The 17393-nt window shown below is 48.0% G+C and carries 18 protein-coding genes; 7 read left to right on the top strand and 11 right to left on the bottom strand.

Annotation, left to right across the window (positions count from 1 at the left end):
* Window positions 1-3: 3 nt before the first annotated feature.
* The 5 genes from J0A67_RS07540 to J0A67_RS07560 form a co-directional block, all read right to left on the bottom strand.
* Window positions 4-1137, bottom strand: a complete 1134-nt coding sequence (locus tag J0A67_RS07540) for an aspartate aminotransferase family protein (protein ID WP_206568706.1) — start codon at window positions 1135-1137, stop codon at window positions 4-6.
* A 108-nt stretch (window positions 1138-1245) separates the two neighbouring features.
* Window positions 1246-2214, bottom strand: coding sequence for an N-acetyl-gamma-glutamyl-phosphate reductase (argC, locus tag J0A67_RS07545; RefSeq protein WP_206568707.1), 969 nt, complete (start codon window positions 2212-2214; stop codon window positions 1246-1248).
* Window positions 2207-3397, bottom strand: coding sequence for an argininosuccinate synthase (locus J0A67_RS07550; RefSeq protein WP_206568708.1), 1191 nt, complete (start codon window positions 3395-3397; stop codon window positions 2207-2209). The genes argC and J0A67_RS07550 overlap by 8 nt, the downstream gene beginning before the upstream one ends.
* A 36-nt stretch (window positions 3398-3433) precedes the next feature.
* The gene (locus tag J0A67_RS07555; protein ID WP_206568709.1) at window positions 3434-4117 is read right to left on the bottom strand and encodes a GNAT family N-acetyltransferase; all 684 of its coding nucleotides are present in this window, start codon (window positions 4115-4117) and stop codon (window positions 3434-3436) included.
* Window positions 4118-4504: 387 nt separating this feature from the next.
* Window positions 4505-5749, bottom strand: coding sequence for an aminotransferase class V-fold PLP-dependent enzyme (locus J0A67_RS07560; protein ID WP_206568710.1), 1245 nt, complete (start codon window positions 5747-5749; stop codon window positions 4505-4507).
* A gap of 230 nt (window positions 5750-5979) precedes the next feature.
* Between J0A67_RS07560 and J0A67_RS07565 the strand changes: the two genes are divergently transcribed.
* Window positions 5980-6690 (top strand): DsbA family oxidoreductase, encoded by a 711-nt coding sequence (locus J0A67_RS07565; RefSeq protein WP_206568711.1) that lies wholly within the window; start codon window positions 5980-5982, stop codon window positions 6688-6690.
* A gap of 153 nt (window positions 6691-6843) precedes the next feature.
* Here the strand turns inward: J0A67_RS07565 and J0A67_RS07570 are convergent, their stop codons facing one another.
* Both J0A67_RS07570 and J0A67_RS07575 read right to left on the bottom strand, forming a co-directional pair.
* Window positions 6844-7767: an SMP-30/gluconolactonase/LRE family protein gene (locus tag J0A67_RS07570; protein ID WP_206568712.1), complete on the bottom strand. Its 924-nt coding sequence runs from the start codon at window positions 7765-7767 to the stop codon at window positions 6844-6846.
* A gap of 10 nt (window positions 7768-7777) precedes the next feature.
* Window positions 7778-8671: a TolB-like translocation protein gene (locus J0A67_RS07575; protein WP_206568713.1), complete on the bottom strand. Its 894-nt coding sequence runs from the start codon at window positions 8669-8671 to the stop codon at window positions 7778-7780.
* A gap of 444 nt (window positions 8672-9115) precedes the next feature.
* On the opposite strand from J0A67_RS07575, the gene J0A67_RS23055 reads away from it, so the two are divergent.
* Window positions 9116-9250: a DUF2752 domain-containing protein gene (locus J0A67_RS23055; protein ID WP_241265159.1), complete on the top strand. Its 135-nt coding sequence runs from the start codon at window positions 9116-9118 to the stop codon at window positions 9248-9250.
* A complete protein-coding gene (locus tag J0A67_RS07585; protein ID WP_206568715.1) occupies window positions 9243-9623 on the top strand; it encodes a TM2 domain-containing protein in 381 nt (126 codons plus the stop codon). Before J0A67_RS23055 ends, J0A67_RS07585 begins: the two co-directional genes overlap by 8 nt.
* Before the next feature lie 93 nt (window positions 9624-9716).
* On the opposite strand, the gene J0A67_RS07590 is transcribed toward J0A67_RS07585, so the two are convergent.
* Window positions 9717-10424 (bottom strand): VLRF1 family release factor, encoded by a 708-nt coding sequence (locus J0A67_RS07590; protein WP_206568716.1) that lies wholly within the window; start codon window positions 10422-10424, stop codon window positions 9717-9719.
* A 49-nt stretch (window positions 10425-10473) separates the two neighbouring features.
* Between J0A67_RS07590 and J0A67_RS07595 the strand changes: the two genes are divergently transcribed.
* Both J0A67_RS07595 and J0A67_RS07600 read left to right on the top strand, forming a co-directional pair.
* On the top strand, window positions 10474-10995 hold the full coding sequence (locus tag J0A67_RS07595) for a HEAT repeat domain-containing protein (protein ID WP_206568717.1): 522 nt from the start codon (window positions 10474-10476) through the stop codon (window positions 10993-10995).
* 157 nt (window positions 10996-11152) lie between these two features.
* Window positions 11153-11776 (top strand): hypothetical protein, encoded by a 624-nt coding sequence (locus J0A67_RS07600; protein WP_206568718.1) that lies wholly within the window; start codon window positions 11153-11155, stop codon window positions 11774-11776.
* An 18-nt stretch (window positions 11777-11794) separates the two neighbouring features.
* Here J0A67_RS07600 and hrpB read toward each other — a convergent pair whose 3' ends face one another.
* The 3 genes from hrpB to J0A67_RS07615 form a co-directional block, all read right to left on the bottom strand.
* A complete protein-coding gene (hrpB, locus tag J0A67_RS07605) occupies window positions 11795-14281 on the bottom strand; it encodes an ATP-dependent helicase HrpB (RefSeq protein ID WP_206568719.1) in 2487 nt (828 codons plus the stop codon).
* A gap of 177 nt (window positions 14282-14458) precedes the next feature.
* Window positions 14459-14965, bottom strand: coding sequence for a DUF2911 domain-containing protein (locus J0A67_RS07610; RefSeq protein WP_206568720.1), 507 nt, complete (start codon window positions 14963-14965; stop codon window positions 14459-14461).
* Between the two features lie 138 nt (window positions 14966-15103).
* A complete protein-coding gene (locus tag J0A67_RS07615) occupies window positions 15104-16252 on the bottom strand; it encodes a Gfo/Idh/MocA family protein (RefSeq protein WP_206568721.1) in 1149 nt (382 codons plus the stop codon).
* 129 nt (window positions 16253-16381) lie between these two features.
* Between J0A67_RS07615 and J0A67_RS07620 the strand changes: the two genes are divergently transcribed.
* Both J0A67_RS07620 and J0A67_RS07625 read left to right on the top strand, forming a co-directional pair.
* Entirely contained in the window at window positions 16382-16819 is a 438-nt protein-coding gene (locus tag J0A67_RS07620; RefSeq protein WP_206568722.1) for a DoxX family protein, read from the top strand.
* 115 nt (window positions 16820-16934) lie between these two features.
* Complete coding sequence (locus J0A67_RS07625; protein ID WP_206568723.1) at window positions 16935-17393, top strand: (2Fe-2S)-binding protein; 459 nt, start codon at window positions 16935-16937, stop codon at window positions 17391-17393.

Below are 17393 nucleotides of genomic sequence, written 5' to 3' on the forward strand. Positions count from 1 at the left end.
CTATCAGTCGGTGGCTAGAATTTCTCTGAGAGCGTTCAAAAACGAATTTAGCTCATTCCACTCGACGGACAAAGGCGGAAGCAGGCGAATGGTCTGCTTGGCGGACGCCGAGCCAGTGAACTGCTTATATTTTTTCACGAGCTCGGAGCGGACGGGTCCTGCATCCCGGTCGAGGTCGATGCCGATCATCAAACCCTTACCGCGTACGTCCACGACTCCTGGAATATTCTTGAGTTGCTCCATCATTTTCTCCCCCAGCTCGTTGGCTTTCGCTTGCAAATTTTCACCCTCCATCACTTCCAAAACAGCCAATCCAGCTGCGCAGGCCAGGTGGTTGCCCCCAAAGGTAGTTCCGAGCAAGCCATAGGAAGCTTGAAACTCAGACGAAATCAACAACCCTCCAATTGGAAAACCGTTGCCCATCCCTTTGGCCATAGAGATCAGGTCCGGCTGGATTCCGGCCCATTGGAAAGCAAAAAACTTTCCCGTGCGGCCGTAGCCAGATTGCACCTCATCCAAGATCAATTTGGCTTCATATTTTTTGCAAAGGGAGGAAAGTCCGCGAAGAAAGTCCTCGGAGGGCATATGGATTCCGCCAACTCCCTGAATTCCCTCGATGATGACGCCTGCGATGGCATTGGACTTCAAGACCTCTTCTACCGCGTCCAGATCGCCAAAGGGAACAATGTGGAAATCCTCCCGAGCGTTGCAGGGCGCTACGATCTTGGAATTGTCGGTCAACGCTACCGCTCCGGAAGTTCTGCCGTGGAATCCGCCACTGAAAGCAATGAAGCCCGATTTTCCGGTGGCAAAAGATGCCATTTTGATGGCGTTTTCATTGGCTTCGGCTCCTGAGTTGACCAAGAAAAGCTGATAGTCCGGCAGTCCCGACAATTCGCCCAGTTTTGTGGCAAACTCCCGTTGGATAGGGATATGAATCGAGTTGGAGTAGAAGCCCATCAGATCAAGCTGATCTTTGATACGCTTGACATAGTGGGGATGGGTATGACCGATGGAGATCACTGCATGGCCTCCGTAGAGGTCCAAGTATTCCGTCCCGTTTTCGTCCCAAAGCTTGCAGCCTTGGGCTTTTGTCAATGTGACCGGAATCAGGGGATATACGTCGAATAAATTCATGTTGAGGTGCTGTTTGAAAGGGAGGTTCAGAGACCCATCGGATCCCTTGTCGCCCTTTTTGATGAAAATAGTTTTAAAAAAAGCGGAATCACTTGGCTGAATCTTAGATCAAAAAGCAATGCTTTTGAGATTCAGCCCCATCCTCTCTTCCAGCCCAAAAGCAATGTTGTAGTTCTGTACCGCCTGTCCAGAGGCGCCTTTCAGCAGATTGTCAATAGCCGAGTAAACGACCAACTGGCCAGCTTCCTTTTGCACGTGAATGATGCATTTATTGGTATTCACCGCCTGCTTAAGGTCAATGTCCTGGTCCGAAACGTGCGTAAAGGGAGCATCCTGATAAAACTCCTTGTAAGCATCCCGTGCTTCAGATTGGGTGCCTTCGAAAGAAAAATAAGCAGTCACCCAAATACCTCTCGAGAAGTTGCCTCGATAGGGGACGAAAAGCAATTCAGAATTGAAATCTGTGTTCAATTGCTTGAATGTCTGCTTGATTTCCTTTAAGTGCTGATGGGTAAACAGCTTGTAAACAGACATGTTCCCCGTTCGATAGCTAAAATGGGAAGTCTCGGCAAGTTTTTTTCCAGCGCCCGTTGAACCGGTAATACCGGAAATATGGACTGCGTCTTTGGCCCAGCCCTTTGAGATCGCAGGTGCCAAAGCCAGCTGGATCCCGGTGGCAAAGCATCCCGGATTTGCTATTTTCTTGGCCGACTTGATTTTCCCCTTGTTGACCTCGGGTAAGCCGTATATAAATCCGTTGGATTCATTTCTGAAATCAGTCGAAAGATCGATAATGACTGTTTCAGGAGCGAAAGGATGAGCCTCCAAAAAGCCCTTTGTTTCTCCGTGAGGCAAGCCCAAGAAAACCGCATCGACCCCTTGTGACGGCACTTCATCGGTAAAGACCAAATCACAATCACCGATCAAGTCTGGGTGGACTTCACTTACCTTTTTACCTTTTTGACTATTGGAATGTACGCAAACCAGCTCACAGGCGGGGTGGTGGACCAAGAGTCGGAGCAATTCGCCTCCGGTATATCCTGCTGCGCCGATGACTGCAGTTTTGATCTTAGTCATTGCTGTTTACTTTATGGAAGATAGCCGTTTGGTTTCCGAGGATTCGGGTAAAGCCTTTCACATCTTCTCCGGTGTAGCCTTTGTTCATTTCTCCGTAGCTTCCAAACTTGGAGGACATTAGGTCGTGGTCAGAGATAATTCCCAACAGGGTGAAGCGGTAAGGTTGGAGTAATACGCGAACATCGCCGCTGACAAACTCCTGAGTGCTTGCTAGGAAAGCCTCCATATTTCGCATGACCGGATCGAGGTAATGGCCTTCATGAAGGTGATTTCCATAGAACTCAGCCTGTTGGTTTTTCCAAAACATCTGCCACTTGGTCAGCGTGTGTTTCTCGAGCAATTGATGGGCTTTGATGATCACAATCGGCGCTGCGGCCTCAAAGCCTACACGGCCTTTGATTCCAATGATGGTATCGCCTACGTGAATGTCTCGGCCTATCCCGTAGGGAGCGGCGAGTGCCTGCACCTTTTGTATCGCATCGACTGGATTGTCAAAAGACTCTCCATCTACGCCTTTCAGTTCTCCCTGAACAAAAGTCAATTTGATCTCTTTAGGTTCGGTCTCTGTTACTTGGGTCGGCCAAGCTTCCTCTGGAAGAAATTCCGAAGAGGTCAGGGTCTCTTTCCCTCCAACGGAAGTTCCCCAAATTCCCTTGTTGATAGAATACGCCGCCTTCTCGAAGTTCATTTCGACACCGTGTTTTTTCAGGTATTCGATTTCTTCCTGTCGGGAAAGCTTCAGGTCACGGATAGGAGTGATGATCTCGATATCCGGCACAATGGTTTGGAAGATCATATCAAAACGAACCTGATCGTTTCCAGCACCGGTGGATCCGTGAGCCACCGCTTTGGCTCCGATAGACTTCGCGTATTCCGCCAAAGACTTGGCCTGTAGAATCCGTTCTGCTGACACAGACAGGGGATAGGTGGCGTTTTTCAGCACATTTCCAAAAACGAGATACTTGATCACTTCTTGGTAGTAGGTGTCGAGAACTTCGAGAATCTTGAAAGAGGCTACGCCCAGCGTGTTTGCCCGAGCTTCAATCGTGGTAAGCTCTTCCTTGGAAAAACCTCCGGTGTTCACAATTACCGCATGAACCTCGTAGCCGAGATCTTTGGTCAAATGAAGTGCACAAAAGGTGGTGTCCAAGCCACCGCTGTAAGCCAATACAACTTTTTTCATAATGTCTAAACAGGTTGGTTTCCCTGGGGAAAATGGTTAAAGGAAAATGCTTTTGACCGAATCCTTTGACTTGGTCAGCTTGAGCATGACATATTTTTTCAATCTGACCCAGCGGTCAAACAGCTTGAGTTCTTTCTTGAAATCATCTCTCAAAGCTAATTCTTCCGTGTGGTTCTTTTTGGCCTGCGGGTCATAAAGCATGGCAGTACAGATACAATTCTGCCGATTTTTAGACATCAGGATATCGTAGTTCACACAGCTTTGGCAGCCCTTCCAAAACTCCTCATCATCAGTAAGGTCAGCATAGGACACTGGAATATAGCCCAATTCAGAGTTGATCTTCATGACCGCCGCACCCGTCGTCAGACCGAAGATTTTGGAATCGGGGTATTTTTTGCGGCTGAGCTTGAAAATCTCCTGCTTGATTTTTCGGGCAAGACCGTACTTTCTGAATTCTGGGGAGACGATCAAGCCGGAGTTGGCGACATACTTGCCGTGTCCCCAGGCTTCTATGTAGCAAAAGCCTGCCCATCTGCCGTCTGTCGTCAAAGCAATTACTGCCTTGCCTTCCTCCATCTTGGTTTCGATATAGGCAGGACTCCGCTTGGCAATGCCAGTCCCGCGGGCTTTGGCGGAACTTTCCATTTCCTCGGTGATTTGGGTCGAGTAGATCTTGTGGGAGGGATCAGCTACTATGATTTTGAAAGATACTTCTTCCATGGATAAGACATGAATTGAACCGTCCAGAAGGACCAGTACTTGGGTTGAAATTTACTTACGGGATTAGGCGAGGGGTGTTTTCCAAGTGGGAAAACAGTAAATGTCATAGGGTCAAACCCTAAAAGTGAACCTGTTCCTCCTCGAAGGAGAAAAATAAGGCATAGCAATGCACGCCATCAACCAGCCGAATGCCGGAGCCGAATAGGATGCTATGTCTTTGGAGTAAATCATGCTTTTGAGGGTGCAAATGTTGTTTGTTGAAAAATTAATTGCAAGAAAAATACCAAAAAATTACAGAGCCATGATCAATTATCCATTGTCAAAAGATTGCTGGATTTTTACCTTTTCCAAACAACCTTTTAAAACAGCCGCCATTTCTCCAAAACATCACGCAGCCATCTCCTTCAGGGCATTTACCAACTGATCCAACTCGGCGGTGGAAGTAAAGACGTTTGGACAGATTCTGCATCCTTTGATTCCGGCGCCGTCTATCGGAGCAGTGTAGATTTTATACTTCTCAAAAAGCACCTTTCCCATATCTGCGGGCGTCATTTTCTCGACCCATACATTGCCTATCCCACAGCACCGCTCCGCTTCCACAGGGGTATTCACACTAATACCGGGGTGGTTTCTTACCTGGTCAGACCAGTATTTTTGCAGATATCGTAGACGGTCTTCTTTCCTTTTTCCCCCGATACGGTTGTGGAATTCAATCGCATCAATTACCGTCAAATCCGTGTGCACCGGATGGGTTCCGATCTGATTGAGATAGGCGATGGTTTTGAGTTCCAAATTTCCAGGCGCCAAGAGAGGCTGAATCTTTGTGATTTTCTCCTTTTTCACGAAAAGCATCCCGCAACCCAAGGGTACGCTTAACCATTTGTGAAGGCTGCTGCCATAGTAGTCACAGTCCAGCTCATGGAGATCAAAGGTAAACTGGCCAACCGCGTGGGCTCCGTCTAGCATGATCTCCACGCCATGCTCGTGGGCCATATCCGCTATCTTTCGTACTGGCAGGATTTGGCCGGTGATATTCACGATGTGCGGCACCATCATCAGCTTGGTCTTGGGAGTGATTGCCCTTCGATACACTTCCACGATTTCCTCATCGCTGCCTGGATGAGTGGGGATATCTACCTTCACGGTCTTGATTCCCCATCGTCTAGATGCCAGCTCAAACATTGTCTGCATCGTTCCATAGTCTTGATTGGCGTAGATTGCCTGATCGCCTGCGGTCCAAGGGTAGCCAGAGATAATCAGATCCAATGACTCCGTTGTATTCCGGGTCAAAATCACTTCTTCGGCAGATACTCCGAGTAATTCGGCGACGGCGGCGGCAGATTTGGCTTTGTTTTCGAACTGCACAGTACGCATGTAGTAAGCGGCTTGATAGTTGATCTCCCGGATGTGGTTCATATACTTTTCCAGGGTTTCTTCTGGGAGAAAACAGTAGTTTCCATTTTCCAAATTGATATAATCCGGATTGAGTCGGTATCCTTTCCTGAGTTGGGCCCAAAAATCATCCGCTGAAAAATCAATATTGTTTAAAGAAAAAGCATTGGACTTTTGGGGTATCAGCGTGGTGCCAAAGCCGGCGACAGCCAGTGATTTAAGGAAAGTTCGTTTTTTCATGTTAAGGTCAGGTATTAGATCAAGTAGGAAAGCAGCCAAACGAGTGCAAGTAGAACCGCGGTCCATGTGATCCAGGCCGCCCGTTGGGGAAACTCAAACTGGCAAATAGGACAAACTTTGACTCTCGCATCTACCTGCATAGCACAGGACGGGCATTCTTTCGTTTTCATGGCTTGAGTGAACTCTTTGGGCACACAAATGATTTGGAAGATAATCAAATCAACCAATCCATGAAAATCGAAATCTGGTCGGACGTCGTTTGTCCGTTCTGTTACATCGGAAAAAGGAAACTGGAAAAAGCGCTCGACAAATTTCCCCACAAGGAAAAGGTGGAAATCGAGTGGAAGAGCTTTCAGCTCAACCCGGGTCAGAAGACCAATCCCAATATCAGTACGCTGGAGCATCTATCACATTCTAAAGGCTGGTCTATGGAGCAGACTCGGGAGATCACTGCAAACGTCGTAAATATGGCAGCAGGACAGGGCTTGGACTTCAACTTTGACAAGGCCGTAGTCGCCAACACAAAAAACGCCCATCGCTTGATCCATTTGGCCAAAAATGAGGGCAGGGGAGGTGAAATGAAAGAGCGTCTACTCAAGGCCTATTTTTCCGAAGGGAAAAACCTGGATGATCCCGATACGCTTATTTCTCTCGGAAGTGAGATAGGCTTGGCCAAGGATAAAATCAAAGCTATGCTTGAATCAGACTCCTATGAAGATACTGTAGATCAAGATATCTATGAATCCAGACAACTAGGAGTAAGGGGAGTTCCTTTCTTTGTTTTGGATAGGAAATTTGGCATCTCGGGAGCGCAGGCAGACGAGGTGTTTGATCAAACTCTGGAAAAGGCCTGGGCAGAATATACCAAAGAAAATCCAATTCTTACTATGGCAGGAACGGAGTCCGGCGAAAGCTGTGATGTGGACGGGAATTGCATCTAGGACGACTGGAGTAAAAACAAACGAAAATCCCGCAGGATCTTTTGAGAACATGTCTCAGCGATCTTGCGGGATTTTTTAATTGGTGATAGTCCCGAGTCACTTTTGACTGGATAGATATCTGCCAAAGTCGAACGCTGGGTTTGTAGTGTCAATTTACCAGACTCCTCTGTATTTCATCTTTAGTGTGTAGACCGACCCCATGGCTGTGATGAACAAGGTTTTTCGATCTAGAGCGCCAAAGCAGACATTTGCCGTCCAGTTTTCGGGTACGGGGATATGGGCGATCTGCTCACCGCTTTTGTCAAAGACTGTGACGCCATTTCCCGTCAGATATAGATTTCCGCGCTCGTCTATCGTCATTCCGTCTGATCCCATTTCGCAGAAAAGCGTCTTGTTGGTCAGATAGCCATCTTCTTGGATGTCATACTTCCAGGTCTTTTTGGCCCCGATATCCGCCACATAGAGCGTCTTTCCGTCGGGAGTGCCGACGATGCCATTGGGCTGGGTTAGGTCCTCCGCTACTCGGAAAAGCTCCGTACGATCTGCAGATAGGAAATACACATGTTTACCATCTTGTTCGGCTTCCTTACCACGTATTCCCTCCCAATAATCCCTTGGATACAGTGGGTCGGTGAAGTACAAACCACCCTTGGGCCTGACCCAAACGTCGTTCGGCCCATTTAGTTTTTTCCCTCTGAAAGAAGACACGATCACCTTCCCTTCTCCGGTATTTTGGTCGATTTCCCAGAGTTCATTGTTCAAGTCGGCTGCAGCGATCAAGGTGCCGTCCAGCTGGAAATACAAACCGTTGGATCGACCGGCACCTTCTTTGAACAGCGTAATCTGGTTACTGTTGGAATTCCAGCGATAAATCTTGTCATTTGGCTGGTCAGTGAAAAAGACGTCTCCCATTCGATTGATGGCGGGTCCTTCGGTGAAACTAAATCCATCCTGGACTTTGACAAGCTCTGCGCCCTTGGCGACGATCCCTTTTTTGTCTTCGATCTGGGCGAAGAGAGAAGAAGCCGCGAATAGCAGTGCCGATAAGGCGAGGGCAGTTTTGGAGGGTTTGTTCATAGGTTAGGGGTTAATTGCGTTGCATTACGAAAACAAGCTTATTCAAATCTTGGCTGTAAGCCATTCTGCTGATAGTATGGTGGCTGTCTGAAGCGATAGCTCCAATTGATGTCCAGTTTGGCTCTGATGCTTTTTTGACGAATATCTCATTTCCACGTGCCATGAGGAGATGATTTTTGTCCAGCCAGATAAAATCCTGTGAGCCAGCTAGCGTATTTCCCAAGTCATGGTACTTTCTTTTTTTGAAATCATAGGAGGAGATCTTGTTGATCTCACCGGCAGGATCTGTTTTCTGATTGCCCATATCGACAAAGCTGATTTCCGAGGTCTTTGGTCTCCGCTTGATGGCGCGCCCTACCCAAGGGGCGATTTCCTCGACGTTTCCTTTGCCCCAAGCATATACAAGCCTATTAGGGTCCCCCAAAACGAACATTGCAGCCTTATTGTCATACCAATCGTAGTAGCCGACCGGAGCAATATCGTCGTAAAGTAACTCTGCAGGTTCGCCGGAAACTGGATACAGCCAAAGACGCTGGGTGCTATCCGGTTCCATCACCACCGCAGAAATATACTGTTTACAGTCAGTGAGGGCAGGGGAAAATTCGCTTCTGTCCGAAGTCTTGGAAAAGTTGGTGAAGTTTCCCGTTCGGAAGCTGTAAAGAATGATGTCACTGTTGCCTTTGTCATCAGCGGCGGAGAAAACCAATTCTGAATCATTGATAAAGCTGGGTTGATTGTCGTACTCAGGCCGATCGGTTAGAGGCTTCGCAGTTTGAGGCAATAGGTGCAGATTTCCACCTGTTCCCTCTGTGTCCACCACCCAAAGGTCAAAACCGCCCTGAGCGACAGATATTTGGACTTCAAAGAAAAACAAGAGAAGCAACACGGACTGGAATCTATTCATATGGGGACTTTCTAAGGCGTCCAAAATACAAAATGAAGCCAATAATGGCGTGGTAAAACTGATTTTATGATTTGCTTGTTGGAGAAACTTGAGCCCCTGACAAAAGTACAGAAGACCGACCCTCGATAAATCGGAGGTCATAAAACCCGAAAATCTTGTTCAGATACGGACACATTTTTGTTCGTTATTCACCCAAGCTTTTTCCTCCAACCCTTAAATCACGCGATTTGGGCCATGTTTGGCAGCTGGCACCTTTTTCGTACTTTGAGAGCCATGAAGCAAATCGCTGCATACTTGAGTCGGCTACCGTTGGAGCTGTTGTTTTGGATAGGGAGCTTGATTGCTATCCTGATCCTTGACCCACATTCTGGCAGCCATCTGAGCCTTTGCCCGCTCAGTCAGCTCGGCTTCGAGTGGTGTCCCGGATGTGGATTGGGCAGGTCGATGAATCTCCTGGCGCACGGAGATTTCAAGGCTTCTTGGTCCATGCATCCACTCGCCATTCTGGCCTATGCAGTGATTTTCCACAGGATTTGGAGACTTGTCAAAAACCTTAAAACAACACACAATTATGGCTAATGTATTGAGACACCTTCCAGAACTGGAAGGAATGGAACTGGGCTACATCCAGGGATTGATGAAAAGCATGGATGAAGACCAAGCGTCACTATTTGCGCAGGTGTATCGCGCCAGAAGAAAGGACGCACAAATGATACTGATTCTGACCCTGATCGGGTTCTTTGGATTCGCCGGCCTGCATCGTTTCATCTTGGGGCAGATTGGACTGGGAATCCTGTATATCCTGACTGTGGGTTTGTGCTTCATCGGTACAATCGTCGATCTTGTCAACTACAAGAGCCTGGCCTATGAATACAACGTCAAAATGGCCCATGAGACCTTGGCTATGATTTCCAACCATTTTCCCAACATGGGAAGCACGACTACAATCTGATTTCTTACCGACCACTAGTGACCAAAGCCCCGATTCCTCGGGGCTTTAATTTTTTCCTGTGGACAGACAAATAGTAAATGAGTGCTTAATCCCCTACCAGTTGTCTTCATCTTCAATGTCCGATACCTTGTCCAAATCATCTCCAAAAACCGCTTTTCCCCGACCCGAAAGAAGAAGGTGAAACTTTCCGAGTAAAGCCCCAGCAGAAACCAATTCCTCATAAGAGGCTTGGGAAATATGCATTGGCAGCTCCAGCAGGTTTTGGTCTTTCTGGGAAAAGGGAGGGGGAATTGACGAATCAAAGTAAAAAGGCCACATGGTCTTTGCGCAGCTGATCCCCCAAAAGTCCATCGGAAACCTTTCGGCATAGGAATTCAATCGTTCATTGATTTCTTCAAAAAACCGCTGCGTCTCTGCTAATCTGATGCGGGAGCCAGCACGGGATTTTCCCTTAGTTTTCAAGTGTTTAATTTGTGAGAATCCCTGTTTTTGTCGTACCATATAGGCTCTGAGCACCTTGTGGTCGAGCAGTGCTCCCTGATGAAAATATCCTACGGCTGCCTGTCCCGCACGGATCAAAACCAGTGAGAAATGGGAATCGGACTTTTCGCTGAACCCCTCTGCACCCAGCCAGTTTTGTGTCAGTGGAAGATAGATCTTGGCTAGCCATCCGTCAGCGCCTTCGATGATCAGCTGATGTTTCATGGCTAGGTAGGATTGAGAAAAACCCTTCCCCGCCGCCATAGCCAGCAGGCTTTCTGCCCGGTCTCGATTGATCTCTCGTGCTTGGGGAATATTCATTTCAGTGGCAAAACAATTGGCTATCTTTGCGCAAAGAAATCAAAAAATCATGCAGGAAGAAATTCAGAAGCTTTTTGACAAAATGTGCGACCCCAAAGAGTCAGAGGCGTATTACTTCGCCGACAAATTGGGCGGGATGGCCGATGAAGTGACGAAAGACCAGCTCATCCAGCTTGTCAAAGGCGACTCTTGGGAGATAGCTTACCTGGCCTGTCGCGCACTGTCCAAAACTCCCTATCAGGAAGAGGCGCTGGAGGCGATCTTCGGAGCTATTTTTGACAAAAAAAACAAATCCGTCCAAGGTGCTTTCGTCCAGATTTTAGAGGAATTTGAGCTCAGCAATAGTTTTGTGGATATTTTCCGCGTGTACCTTTTTGGTAACTTCAAAGCTTCTACGCTTGCGAAAGACTATCTCGATGAGGTGGAGTTTGATATTACTCCCCGGACGATACGCAAGGCGGAGAAACACTGGAACCACTACATTCATAATCCAGAGGACGAGGGAAGCCTACAGTTAAAAAAGTCTGAAGTGGAGCCTATGCTGAAGGAGATGAAGGAACTTTTTGAATAGCAGAAAACCAAGGAGGTCTTGATATTTGGAAAGGAGATGGGGATTTTGTCAACATTTCCTTTATTTCTTTCCGAACACTTCCGCGCTGTAGTAAAAACTGAGGAATTATTTTCCGAGAGCAAACACAACAAATTCATTTCTAAGCAGTTAAAAAGGCATGAAGAAGTTGGAGGTAATTGAGTTGCACCATGAGTTTTTTGAGGATTTTGAGTTTCAATTTCACTCAACTCATTTGCTCTTTTACAAACCTTTCCCCCAAGGCCAGCAGGTCATTTTTGTCCATTACACTGAAAATTCAGACCAAGCGTATTTGGAATACAGTTTCGGAGTACGGATAGACGCGGTCGAAAAAATCATCCATAGATTTCTGCCTACACTGAAAGGATACTCAGAACGTTCGATTACCCTGATCCAAACTCCGGACGGAATCAGTGGCAATATTCCAAATAGATTTGATGTCAAAAGCGATAGCATACTGGCAGATGCCATAGGTGCCGCCGAGAAGTTTTTTGTGTCGGAGGGATTTCCTTGGATGGATAAGATGATCGATCCGAAAAACCTTGAGAATGAGTTTGCCCTGCAGAAGGATCAGGGATTTAAGACCCACAACTTTGTTTACAATTCCTTTCGTGGTGCCACGCTTGCCAAGTTGTACAATGCGGCAGACTATCCCATTTTAAGGGCGTTCTATTTGGAGCAGATCAAACAACGTGAAATGACGCCTTTTACGATTGCTTCTTTTCTTCAACTGTTGAATTACCTGGATCATCTCGAAGTTTGATTGCGCCCAGATTCCGAATCATAACCGACGCTTTACGCCCCTGACCGCCTCGGCACTAATAGGGTCTTCCGGCCACTCATGTTTTGGATAGCGGCGCTTTAGTTCTTTCTTCACTTCGAAATAGCCATTAGTCCAGAAGCTCTTGAGGTCTTGTGTAAGCTGCACTGGTTTATAGCCTGGTGAAAGCATTTCGATCAAAACGGCGATCTTGCCACCGTTTACCGTTGGAGTTTCGAGTAGACCAAATAGCTCCTGAAGACGTACCGACAGGCGAGGAGTCTCCCCATCTTCGCGGTATTCGATCTTGATCTGGCTTCCCGAGGGAACCTGAAGCTTTTGTGGAGCAAGCTCATCCAGTTTGTTTTGCTGGTCAAAAGGAAGGCTGTGGAGCAGGATTTGGCTGAGATCCAGTTTTTGGAGATCCTCATTTTTGCTAATGTTTTGCAGGTAGGGATTGAGCCAGTCCGACGCGCTTTCGCAGAGTATGCGCTCCGACCATTGCGGCCAATCTTGCCCAGGATTCCATGTGCGGAGCGACTGAACTCGATAGATCAATTGGAGGACATCTTCATTAAAGTCCAAGAGCAATTCGCCTTCCTCTTGGATCGCATCCAATATCGCCTGAGTAGCTTGGCTTTTGTCAAAATTTGTGGAAGGTCTTTTTCCCAAAATAATTGCTCCGATTCGGATCTCCGAGTGTGCGATCAAGCCGCCTTTCTTTCGATCCCACTCCAAAACGTCCCTAGACTTGAGCATAGGCGCCAAATCCTTGGGATTGATAGGGGCTGCGAGCCAGATTTTTCCCATTCCTTCCCTTGCATCCACATGAGCCACGGCTAGCCAAGATTCGTGCGCCAGATCGTCCCGGTGGCCAATCTGTGCGATTTTGCCATTGGATAGCTGAAACTGCGCATTGTTGCCTGGTCTCGCAGCAGCGATACGCTCCGGATACGCATAGGCCAGCAGTAAACCCGTTTGCCATGGGTCAACCGGATCGTTTTGCGGGTCAACCCCAAACATCCGTCGGTATTGTGCGGCTATTTTCTCGATCTTTTTGATTTTGGCGATGGAGGCTCCGCGGCTGCGAAATCTTCTGAGCGCCTCAACTCTCAAATTGAGGTCGACACCCGCATCAGCGGGCAGGGGATCCCTTTCCTCCAAAATTGCCGCTATGTCGGTGGCCAAGCCGAGTTGCCTGGCTTTTTTTGCATAGAGCAGCATATGGGCAATCCGGGGATGGCAAGGCAATTCATGTATTTCCCTTCCGTGAGCTGTTAGTTTTCCATCTTCAAGGGCTTCGATGGATTCTAGCGTCTTTTCTGACAGTGCCAACGTCCCGGCAGGAGGAGGAGTCAGCCAAGTCATGGAGCGAGTGTCGTCTTTTCCCCAAGCCTTCATATCCAGCACTAATCCTGTCAGATCTGCTTCCATTAATTCGGGCGTTCTGAACTCAGCTAACTGGGCCTGAGTGGCTTTTGTCCAAAGCCGATAGGAATGACCCGCAGTCAGTCGCCCGGCGCGACCGCTTCGCTGATCTGCGGAATCTTGACTGATGCGGTGTAATACCAATCGTGAAAGACCAGATCTGGCATCAAATCGATTCGACTTGGCAAAGCCGGAATCCACAACAACTTTCACCCCTTCGATGGTCAGCGAGGTCTCGGCTATATCCGTGGAAAGGACGACTTTCCGTCTCCCGGATGGGTGGGGAAGAATAGCCCTGTTTTGCTCTGAAGGAGAAAGTTGCCCATACAAAGGCACTACTACGTCGTCGGGGAGTGCTCTGCGCAGAATTTCTTCGGCCTTCTTGATTTCTCCCTGTCCTGGTAAGAACACGAGAAAGTCACCTTTATGCTTCTTGGTCAGCGGAATGATCTGTCGGGCTGTATCCTCACCAATCGAATATTCGTCGGCTTCTCCGAGGTAATTCACTTCCACAGGAAACTGGCGGCCTTGGCTTTGGATCACTTTGGAACCGAGCAAGGAAGAGAGCTCAGCGGTGTCGATGGTGGCTGACATCAGTAGGATACGGAGGTCCGGACGCAGGACTTGCTGGACTTCCCGGCACAGCGCCAATGCGACCTCCGCATGGAGGTTTCGCTCGTGAAACTCGTCAAAGATGACTAGCCCCACGTCCTGCAGCTCATTGTCCGAGTGCATCATTCGTGTCAAAATCCCCTCTGTGATGACCTCAAGCCTTGTCTTGGCCGAGATGGCAGACTCAAAGCGGATACGATAGCCGACGGTTTCGCCGGTATTTTCCCCCAGCATGTTGGCCATGCGCTGAGCGATGCTTTTGGTCGCCAAACGACGGGGCTCCAGCATGATGATCTTCTTGCCTGCTATCCACGGCTCGTCCAGCAGCGCCAAGGGTAAAAGCGTACTCTTTCCCGCACCCGGCGGCGCTTGGATGATCACGCTATTGGCTTTGGCGAGTTGAGACTGGACTTGGGGGATGATCTCCGCTACAGGAAGATCGAAGGAAAAGGGATTGAAATCGGGCATCAGTGCAAAAGTACGGCTTTACATAGGCAGTCGGAAATATGGAATAGACGGGATTCAATTTTTTTAGTAAGGGCGCTGCAGACAAACCCGCTTAAATACCTTCGATACTTCCACATGCTGGGCAAAAAAACACCCGCCAATCTCTTAGCGGGTGTCTATGTTTTTGGCAGACTTGGATCAGGAACCGATCTTGGCGAAGGCCTTGCCGTATTCCCAGCGAACTTCAAACCCGTCAGGTTTCACTTCATAAACCAGACGCTCTTCCATAGTTCCGCTCTCGCCTGAAGGCACATTTACCCGCAATTGGTCTTGCGCAGCATCATAGTCAAACGCTCCCCACTGCTTGGCGACTTTGTTGAAAATGAAAGTAGATTGGCCTTCGTTGGGGATGATAAAGAAGCTGTAGGTGCCGGCGGGAAGCTTCTGGCCCTCCACGGTGATATCCTTAGTCGTGGTGAAGGTGGTCGCTTCGTTGGCTCCGGCTCTCCATACTTGGCCCAGTGGAACCAGATCTCCCCAGATGACCCGGCCCTTCACGGCCGGAGAGGAGTAGTTGATCGTGATCTTGGAACCGGCGACGGTCCCCTCTGCTGTTTGGGCTGGACTTGCCTTTTCCTGCGCAAATCCTGCGACTACCGCGAATGCGGTAAGCGCCACTGAAAAGAGTGCTTTTCTGAAATTCATTGTTTTAATGGGTTTGTTAAAGGTAAATTAGTAATAATTGATTTAATCCTTTTCTTAAAACTGACTTTAAGATTATAAGGTTATAAACAATAAAAAAGCCTTTCCAAAAATTAATCTGAAAAGGCTTTTCGCTCAGGTTTAGATTTCTACCCAGGCTTGTTTTTTATTGCTTTCTACGATCCGCTCGCCTATGATCAACTCGCGCAAGCCGCTGGCGAAAGTAGGGAAGGAGGGATTTTCGGGTTGTTTCCCGGATGCCACCGCCGCATAGACTTCCTTGAACATCTGTTTGGAAGTATCTGGAAACCCTTCATTATGACCACCTGGGAAGCTGATCAGAGCCGAGGCTTCGGGGTGGAAAAGAGATGGATCCTTCATCAGCTGCTCGTTTGCCTTCTCACGCTTGCCTATCCACAGCTCATTCGGACGCTCTGAATTGAATTCAAAATTGGACTTGGCGCCTGAGATTTCGATGTTTAGCCTGTTTTTGCGGCCAGCAGCCACTTGGGACACCGTGACGGAACCTTTGGATCCGTTGTCAAAGCGTAGGAGCACCGTTGCATGGTCTTCGGTGTTGATGGGCACCTCCTGATAGTCGTCCATGGTCAGCATTTTGCCAGAGTAGGTTTCGATTGGCTTCAGTGGCTTCAACCTGGTTTTGTGAACCGTTGAAAAGTCGGCCATGACTTCGGTGATCTTCAGTCCTGTGACATACTCCGTAATGTCCAAGAGGTGTGAGCCAATATCCGCGATGGCTCTAGAGTCTCCGGATTTGTCTGGTTCCAGTCTCCAGTTATAGTCGGTGTTGAGGTAAAGCCAATCCTGAAGGTAAGACCCCATCACGGAATATACCTCGCCCAATTCGCCTTTCTCCCTCATGGTTTTCATCTGGCGAACCATCGGGTAATAGCGTAGATTGAAGTGAACCGCATTGACTAGGCCAGTGGCAGAGGCGATCTTTACCAGCTCTTCGGCTTCGTGGATTTTGACAGCTAGGGGCTTTTCGCAGATTACATGTTTGTCTGCCTCCAAAACCGCCTTGGCTTGAGCGTAATGCAGGAAATTTGGTGTACAGATATGTACGACGTCGATATCGTCCTGCTTGAGCATTTCTTCGAACAAGTACGCTCTTGGAATTCCCAGCGCCTTGGCTTTTTCATTGGCAAGTTCCTGGGTAACTTCGCAAAGTGCGACCACTTCGACATTGGGCAACCTTCTAAGTGCCTCGAGATGGGCTGGTCCGATAAATCCGGTACCCACGATGGCAGCTTTGATAATTTGGGACATAGGTTCAAGGGTTTTGTTAAAAAAACAGAAGGATCGAAGATAAATAAATAATTTTCAAGAAAAAGGGCGGAAAATGGCAGATCATGGTTAAAAATCGTAGAAATTGAACTGCATTGCTTGGCTTTTTTTATGAAAAGTATTTCTAATCTATATCATATCAGGCATTTAAACATTGCGATTTTACTGGCCCGGGCTTGGCTGGGAACAGTGATGCTAAAGCATAGCGGTACCTATCTTTTCCAAGACAAAGTCCCCGAGCTGGCCGAATTTCTGAAAAGCCTAAACTGGCCCTATCCGGATGTACTGGCCTATACCTCCCAAATCACGGAATTCTTTGCTGCGATCTTAATACTGCTTGGAATCAGGTTTGGGGCGTGGATGATGGCAGTCACCCTTGCTGTCGCGGTATTGTTTGCCCACTCTGGGCAGATCTATTCGGAAGCGGAACTGCCATTCAACTATTTTCTCCTGAGTTTTATGCTTTGCCTGACTGGCTGCGGGAAGCCCTCACTTGATCAGGTATTCTTCAAAAGACCAAGCCGCTATTTACCCTTTCGCCGCCAATGAGCCGTTGTCCATGGACGAATAGCGCAACTCATAATAATCTTTGACAGATAGAAAGCATATCCGCCTTGAAAGATGGATTTATTCTCTAAATTATCTATCTGAAAATTAATAACCCATGGCAAACTTTAACCTGAAAATCAACGGAAAAGCCCACACCGTCGAAGTAGCGGACGACACTCCTCTTCTTTGGGTCCTCAGGGATCATCTCGGGCTCGTCGGTACCAAATTTTCCTGCGGCATAGCCCAGTGTGGTGCCTGCACAGTTCACGTCAACGGTGCCGCTACCTATTCCTGTGTCCTTCCTGTGTCAAGCGTAGGCAATGCAGAGGTAGTGACCATTGAGGGACTTTCAGAGGATGCAGACCACCCCGTGCAAAAAGCATGGGCAGAGGTGGATGTGGCCCAATGCGGATATTGTCAAGTTGGTCAGATCATGACAGCTGCCGCTTTTTTGGAGGAAAATCCAAATCCTACCATGGAAGAAATTGACAATGCGATGAATAGGAATATTTGTCGCTGCGGTACCTATCATAAGATTCGCGAAGCAGTCGCCTTAGCAGCCAAAACCAAATAA

This window comes from Algoriphagus aestuariicola (assembly GCF_017254835.1).
Taxonomy (GTDB): domain Bacteria; phylum Bacteroidota; class Bacteroidia; order Cytophagales; family Cyclobacteriaceae; genus Algoriphagus; species Algoriphagus aestuariicola.